Origin of the sequence: Granulibacter bethesdensis CGDNIH1, assembly GCF_000014285.2 — a bacterium.
GTDB classification, from domain to species: Bacteria; Pseudomonadota; Alphaproteobacteria; order Acetobacterales; family Acetobacteraceae; genus Granulibacter; species Granulibacter bethesdensis.
Genome location: NC_008343.2, coordinates 2701568 through 2708434, shown reverse-complemented (window position 1 = coordinate 2708434; position 6867 = coordinate 2701568). Strand labels below are relative to the sequence as shown.

Here is a 6867-nt window from a genome sequence, read left to right as displayed (position 1 = left end):
GGGTTTGCCGTGTTTCGTCAGTCTGTTTCAGCTCGTCACTGCCTTTCGGTGCTGTCCGCTGCGCTCTGTGCGGTTGCTGTCCCGTTTCTGGCGGGATGTGGACCCAGCTATTCCCCCGATACCTATGCCGACCGCGCGATGCAGCAGGCCAACAAGGTCGAACAGGGGGTCATTGTTGGTGTCAGGCCGATCGGGGTCAGTATTGATTCATCGATGGGCACTGCGACCGGGGCTGCGGCTGGCGGTATCGCCGGGGCACAAACGCCGGGTGGAGTCGGATCGGCTTTCGGGGCGCTGGGTGGCGCGCTGGTCGGTGGGATTGTCGGAACCACCGCAACCCATGTGGTGGGTGATACGAAAGCATGGGAATACATCGTCCGGAAAACCAGCGGTGATATGGTCTCCGTTACCCAGAAGGATGAAAAACCTCTGGCGATCGGGCGTAAGGTGCTGGTGATCGGCGGCAATCAGGCCCGAATTGTGCCTGATTACACGGTTCCCCTGCCGGACGGCAAAACAGATGGTAAACCTGCTGTTGCGACCCCATCCGCGGAAAAACCCGCGACTGATTCGACACAGCCCGCGGAAACCCGGCCAGATGTGACATCTACCCCGCTTCCATCTCCGCTCAGCGCTTTACCTGCTGCCCTGCCCGGCGATTCGCCCTTGGTAAAATTGGCCACGATGGCTGCCAGACTGGTGCTGCCGGATGCCAAGCCCTGACGAATCCGGGCAACAGCCACTTTCTCAAGAGACTTGCTTTCAGGCCCTTCTCCGGCGCATGAAGCCCGCATCGTTCGCTGCGCGCGATAAGTCAGACCTGTCGAGCCGACCTGCCTGCAGGCAAGGTCCTGCAAGGGTTGGCGTTTCCTGAACGATCCATAGATGACCTGTCCCGTTCCAGCATCGCGCGTGGATCGTGACCGATCCGGCATGCATATGCCGGCTGGAGACGACTGTGACAGACGTGACATTTGATAGTTTTGGACTGGCCGAGCCTATTCTTCAGGCGCTTCAGGCGGCCAGTTTCCACAAGCCGACCCCGATTCAGGCCGGTGCCATTCCTCCTTTGCTGGAAGGACGTGACCTGCTGGGGATCGCCCAGACTGGAACCGGCAAGACGGCGGCTTTTTCCCTGCCTTTATTGCAGCACCTGATGCAGAAACGGGAGCGTCCGCGGGCCTTTTCAACCCGCGCTCTGATTCTGGCCCCGACCCGTGAACTGGCCGTGCAGATTGACGATAATCTGCGCATGCTGGGTGGTGAGCTGCCGATTCGCCGTGTTCTGATTCTGGGTGGCGTTGGCCGCAAGCCGCAGGTGCAGCGCATGCAGCGCGGTGCCGATATCGTGATCGGCACGCCGGGCCGTATCTGTGATCTGATGAGCACCAATGAACTGCTGCTGGATCAGGTGTCGCATTTCGTTCTGGATGAAGCGGACCGGATGCTTGATCTCGGCTTTATGCGCGACATCCGCAAGGTTCTGGCCTCCCTGCCGGAAAAGCGGCAATCCCTGTTGTTCTCAGCCACCATGCCCGGTGAAATCGGACGTCTGGCAGAAGGGCTGCTGCGTAATCCCGCGCGCGTGCGGATCGCGGTGGAGGAGCCGACTCCCGACCGGATTGCCCAGCATGTTCATTTTATCGAAAGCACCGGCAAGCGCGTGCTGTTGACCCGTCTGCTGGCGGATCGGGCGTTGGAAAAGGTCATCGTGTTTACCCGTACCAAGCATGGTGCCAATCGCGTCGCTGAACATCTGGAAGAATCCGGTATTCCGGCCGATGCCATTCATGGCAACAAAAGCCAAAATGCTCGTCAGCGCGCTCTGGAGCGTTTTCGTAGCGGAGAGGCCCGGGTTCTGGTGGCCACCGATATCGCCGCGCGTGGGATCGACGTTGCCGGTGTGTCGCATGTCGTCAATTTCGAACTGCCGAACGAGCCGGAAAGCTATGTCCATCGTATCGGCCGCACGGCGCGGGCTGGACAGAGAGGGATCGCGATTTCCTTCTGTGACGGCAGCGAGCGTCCGTTCCTGAAAGCTATCGAGAAGCTCACCCGCGTGAAAATGTCGGTTGCCGGTGGTGTCGAAAGTGATCTTCCGGCTGAAGAACCGCGCAAGCAGCCGCAGGCGCGCCGTCATCGTCCGCGCTGGCGCAATGCGGCCTGATTTTCACTCCGCTCAACTTGCCTGATTGACTTACCGGTCGGGTACGGGACAACACTTGCGAAGCCATGCCAATGATCAGCAATGTTTCCTGTACCCCGCCCTCCCCGCATGATGACTCTCTTCCGCCTGTTGGATCGGGCAAGCGGCGCAAGCTTGCGGTGGTGCTGTTCAACCTTGGCGGCCCGGACAGCCCGGCCGCCATCCGGCCCTTTCTGCTGAATTTATTCAAAGATCCCGCCATTCTGAGGGTCCCGTTTTTCGTCCGCCCCATTCTGGCGAGAATTATCGCGAAAGCGCGTGTCAAACCGGCCAGCGAGAATTATGCGCTGCTAGGCGGCAAATCTCCGCTGCTGGAGCTGACACAGGAACAGGCACGCACGCTGGAACAGGCTTTACCGGAATTCGAGGCCCGCTGTTTCATTGCCATGCGATACTGGCACCCGTTTGCCCATGAAACAGTGCGGGAAGTGAAAGACTGGGACCCGGACGAAATTATCCTGCTGCCGCTCTATCCGCAATATTCCACAACGACGACGGGCAGTTCGCTGACAGACTGGCGGGAAGCCGCCGCTGCAGCAGGGTTGGCAAAGCAGACCTTTTCCCTGTGCTGCTATCACAGTGATCGTGATTTTGCTTCCGCAACAGCGGCTTTGGTGCGGAAAGCGTATGATGAAGCCCGCAACACCCTGCCGGATGACGTGCCTTTACGGCTGTTATTCTCGGCGCATGGTCTGCCGGAGGTCATCGTCAAAAAAGGCGATCCTTATCAGTTTCAGGTGGAGCGGAGCACGGCAGCCGTTCTGCGGGCTATGAATATACCCGGTCTTGATCATCAGATCTGCTATCAGTCCCGCGCCACGCCGCAGGTCTGGCTGGGCCCCTCGACGGAAGAAGCGATTGATCGGGCGGTAGAGGATGGGGTTGCGGTGCTGGTAGTGCCGATTGCCTTCGTCAGCGAACATTCGGAAACGCTGGTTGAACTCGATGTCGAGTATGCGGAATTGGCACACGGAAAAAACATCAAGGGTTATTTCCGGGTGCCTACGCAGAATTCCGATCCGGAATTTATCGACTCTCTGGCCGGGCTGGTAAGGCGGGTGAGAGAGCATGGACCTGGTTTGTGCAGTTTTGCAGGGGGCCGTGTCTGCCCGCGTATTCATCGTGATTGCCCCCATGGTGAACAGGAAGATGCTGCATGAGAACAGTACCTCTGCGCATGGTGATCTTCGATTGTGATGGCGTGCTGATCGACAGCGAAACCATTGCTTCCCGTGTTGTGGCAGCCAGCCTGACCGAAGAAGGGTTGCCGATGACGCCTGATGAGGCACACCGTATTTTTCTGGGCATGTCGTTGATTGATATGGTGCCCCTGATCGAAAAAATGCTGGGCCGTCCGGTGTCGCCCGGCTGGCGCCCGGCCTTGGCAAGCGCGTTGCTGAAAGCACTGGAAACGGAATCCGTCCCTGTGCCGGGGGCAAAAGAGGTTCTGGAGGGGATGGCGGCGCTGGGTCTGGAATGGCGGGTTGCCTCCAACAGTTCCCAGGCAGAAATGGCCGTCAAATTTGCTCGGACCGGTCTTAGCTATCTGACAGAAGGCCGGACTTTCAGCGGCGGGCCGGGAGGTTCCCTCAAACCGAAACCTGCCCCGGATGTATTTCTGGCTGCGGCGGCCGATGCGGGCATTCCAGCTGAGGCATGTGTTGTGGTGGAAGACAGTATCCCTGGCTCACGCGGTGCGCATGCTGCCGGTATGGAGGTTCTGGGTTTCGCACCGTATGGCGATGGTGCAGCCCTGAAAGCGGAAGGCGCTACAGTGTTCAGGGCCTTGTCCGAACTGCCGGTGTTATTCCGGCAACGGATGCAGGTGGATAGCACGGTGACAGCATGACCGTTTCATTTCTGACCCCTTTTTATCTGTGGATCAAAACGGCCCATATCGCCAGCATGATCGCCTGGATGGCTGGTTTGTTTTATCTGCCCCGACTGTATGTCTATCATTGCGGATTAAAGCGCGGGAGCGAGGAAAGCGAACGTTTCAAGATCATGGAGCGTCGTTTGCTGAAGCAGATCATCAATCCGGCGATGATGGCGACATGGTTATTTGGAATTCTTCTTGTGCTGACGCCCGGTGTTATCGACTGGAGCCGCGGCTGGTGGCATGTCAAACTGCTTTGTGTGCTGCTGATGAGCGGTTTTCATGGCGCGATGTCGAAATGGCGGCGTGATTTTCTGGAAGACCGCAACACACGGACGCACAGATTTTACAGAATTGCCAATGAAGTTCCGACTCTTCTGATGCTGATCATCGTAACGATGGTGATCGTAAGACCTTTCTGATCGGGTGGAAGGTCATTTTTGTCTTCAAAAGACAGAATAACGGACCTGAAAAAAGCCTGTCTTTTCCAGAGTCAAAAATCTCCGGTGCTTTTTGATCCATCGCAATGTGTCACTAAACAATCTTACAATATCTTCGATGGATATGCTTTTCCGTTGCAGCATATCGATGTGAAAGCGAAAGCATGATGTCCGGGTGGAACCCAACCCAGAATGGTACAGACATGGTTATGCCGACAACAAGCAAAGCCGGGCAGCTGACCGGGATTATCGTCAGCCTGCTGCTGGTTATTGGTGTCGTATATGCCGCTTTTCATCTGTCGAATGATCTTGAGGGTGTCAGTTATCCCACTGCTCTGCCCTTTGTTCTGCTCGGGATTGCTCTGGCGATTGCGCTTGGCTTTGAATTCGTCAACGGTTTTCACGATACCGCCAATGCTGTGGCGACAGTGATCTATACCAATTCCCTGCCCGCCCATTTCGCTGTGGTCTGGTCGGGCATATGGAACTTCCTGGGTGTTCTGGCTTCCTCGGGTGGTGTCGCCTTCACAGTCGTCTCTTTGCTGCCGGTTGAACTCATCCTTCAGGTTGGCAGCGATGCCGGATTTGCGATGGTATTTGCGCTGCTGGTGGCAGCGATTTTGTGGAATCTGGCTACCTGGTATGTCGGTATTCCCAATTCTTCCTCTCATACTCTGATTGGCTCCATTATCGGGGTCGGTCTGATGAATCAGCTGATGGCCGGTCCGAATGGCACCAGCGGCGTGGACTGGGCACAGGCTCTGAATGTCCTGCGTTCCCTGCTGTTCAGTCCTGTTGCCGGATTTTTGCTGGCTGGTCTGGGGATGCTGCTGCTGCGCGGGCTGGTGAAAATCCCGACCTTGTACAAGGCACCGGAAGGAAAACAGCCGCCACCCTGGCCGATCCGTGCTCTGCTGGTTCTGACCTGCACCGGCGTCAGCTTCAGCCATGGCTCCAATGATGGTCAGAAAGGTATGGGCCTGATCATGCTGATCCTGATCGGCACGGTTCCCACGGCTTATGCGCTGAACCATACCGTTGATGGTCAGAAACTGATCGCGCTGCACCATTCGTCCCTGCAGACGGTCCAGATACTTGATGACCTGTCTGCTGCCAGACATGCTCCTGCCGTGTCACTGGATGCGGCCCGCAACAGGGTGACGGCTGCGATACAGAAAAAGAAAGCCCTGTCTGATACGGCATCCGCGCTGGCCGCCTTGATCAAAGATGTGAATGCAAAGCTGGAAAGCCGGGTTGCACTGCGCGATGTGCCGCATGATCAGGCAGGCAATATCCGTAATGATTTCTACCTGATCAGCCATGCCCTGCCGTTCGTGGAAAAAACCGCCACTCTGACGCCGCAGCAGAAATCGGTTTTCGAGAGTTTCACGGCTCAGGCGAACAACGCTACCCAGTTCATTCCCCTCTGGGTCAAGGTCTGTGTGGCTCTTGCGCTCGGGCTTGGCACCATGGTCGGCTGGCGTCGCATCGTGGTGACGGTCGGGGAGCGCATCGGCAAGGAGCATCTGACTTATGCGCAGGGTGCGGTTGCTGAAAGCGTGGCAATGGGCCTGATTCAGGCAGCCGATATGTATCACCTGCCGGTCAGCACCACCCATGTGCTGACATCCGGTGTGGCGGGTACGATGGCAGCAAACGGATCCGGCCTGCAGGCGAAAACAGTGCGCAGTCTGCTCATGGCTTGGGTGCTGACCCTGCCTGCCTCGATCCTTCTGGCGGGCGGTCTGTTCTGGGCTTTCCGCAGTATGTTTACCGGTTAATCTGCAGTAACAAGCTGGGGATTATCGAAAACCGGGTTCTGAACCCTGTACAACGCGTCCTGGAGAGTTTCCGCCAGGGCGCGTTTTTCGTCCTCCCCCAGTGAACGTGCCAGTTCGAATTCACCATCACGGGATGACAGGATCAGTTGCGGCACGCGCCCCGGACATTCCTCCAGCCGCAAACGCAGCCATCCCGGCCTTATTTTCATATGGCGGCTGCGTCCCCTTGCATCGATATGGGCAATGCCGGGACCAGTTCCGCTCAGGGTGACGATCTCGGTTTGGCGGACAGCTCTGGCATTCCATAGCAAAGCAGCGATGGCCAGCGGGGCTTCCAGCCCGGCAAATCCGGCCACGGGCCAGGCATGAATCATCAGGGAAAAGAGGACACCCAGCCCGGATAACAGGCACAGCCCCCCACACACCAGCGCCAGCCCGCGGCGGGACAGGCTGCGATGCGGGATAATGATGGCTTCCGTGACCGGAAACCCGTCGGAGTTTTTTTCCGTCAATCGCCACATAAGGCGCGTATCATTCCTGCTTTCGTCCTGAAACGCCACTACA

Annotated in this window: 7 protein-coding genes; 6 read left to right on the top strand and 1 reads right to left on the bottom strand. The window is 57.6% G+C overall.

The features are described from left to right. Positions 1-9: 9 nt before the first annotated feature. The 6 genes from GBCGDNIH1_RS24715 to GBCGDNIH1_RS24690 all read left to right on the top strand — a co-directional run bounded on the left by GBCGDNIH1_RS24715 (position 10) and on the right by GBCGDNIH1_RS24690 (position 6303). Positions 10-723, top strand: coding sequence for a hypothetical protein (locus GBCGDNIH1_RS24715; RefSeq protein WP_051459593.1), 714 nt, complete (start codon positions 10-12; stop codon positions 721-723). 235 nt (positions 724-958) lie between these two features. After that, a complete protein-coding gene (locus GBCGDNIH1_RS24710; protein ID WP_011633135.1) occupies positions 959-2167 on the top strand; it encodes a DEAD/DEAH box helicase in 1209 nt (402 codons plus the stop codon). A gap of 65 nt (positions 2168-2232) precedes the next feature. Beyond that, a complete protein-coding gene (gene hemH / locus GBCGDNIH1_RS24705; protein ID WP_011633134.1) occupies positions 2233-3366 on the top strand; it encodes a ferrochelatase in 1134 nt (377 codons plus the stop codon). Next, on the top strand, positions 3363-4055 hold the full coding sequence (locus GBCGDNIH1_RS24700; protein ID WP_011633133.1) for an HAD family hydrolase: 693 nt from the start codon (positions 3363-3365) through the stop codon (positions 4053-4055). The genes hemH and GBCGDNIH1_RS24700 overlap by 4 nt, the downstream gene beginning before the upstream one ends. Then, positions 4052-4504 carry a protoporphyrinogen oxidase HemJ gene (hemJ, locus tag GBCGDNIH1_RS24695; protein WP_011633132.1) on the top strand — a complete coding sequence of 151 codons (453 nt, stop codon included), beginning with the start codon at positions 4052-4054 and terminating at the stop codon, positions 4502-4504. Before GBCGDNIH1_RS24700 ends, hemJ begins: the two co-directional genes overlap by 4 nt. Before the next feature lie 221 nt (positions 4505-4725). Next, the gene (locus tag GBCGDNIH1_RS24690; RefSeq protein ID WP_043453239.1) at positions 4726-6303 is read left to right on the top strand and encodes an inorganic phosphate transporter; all 1578 of its coding nucleotides are present in this window, start codon (positions 4726-4728) and stop codon (positions 6301-6303) included. Here GBCGDNIH1_RS24690 and GBCGDNIH1_RS24685 read toward each other — a convergent pair. Further along, positions 6300-6824 (bottom strand): DUF2244 domain-containing protein, encoded by a 525-nt coding sequence (locus GBCGDNIH1_RS24685; RefSeq protein WP_050748490.1) that lies wholly within the window; start codon positions 6822-6824, stop codon positions 6300-6302. The two genes, GBCGDNIH1_RS24690 and GBCGDNIH1_RS24685, sit on opposite strands and share 4 nt — an antisense overlap. Between the last annotated feature and the right edge of the window lie 43 nt (positions 6825-6867).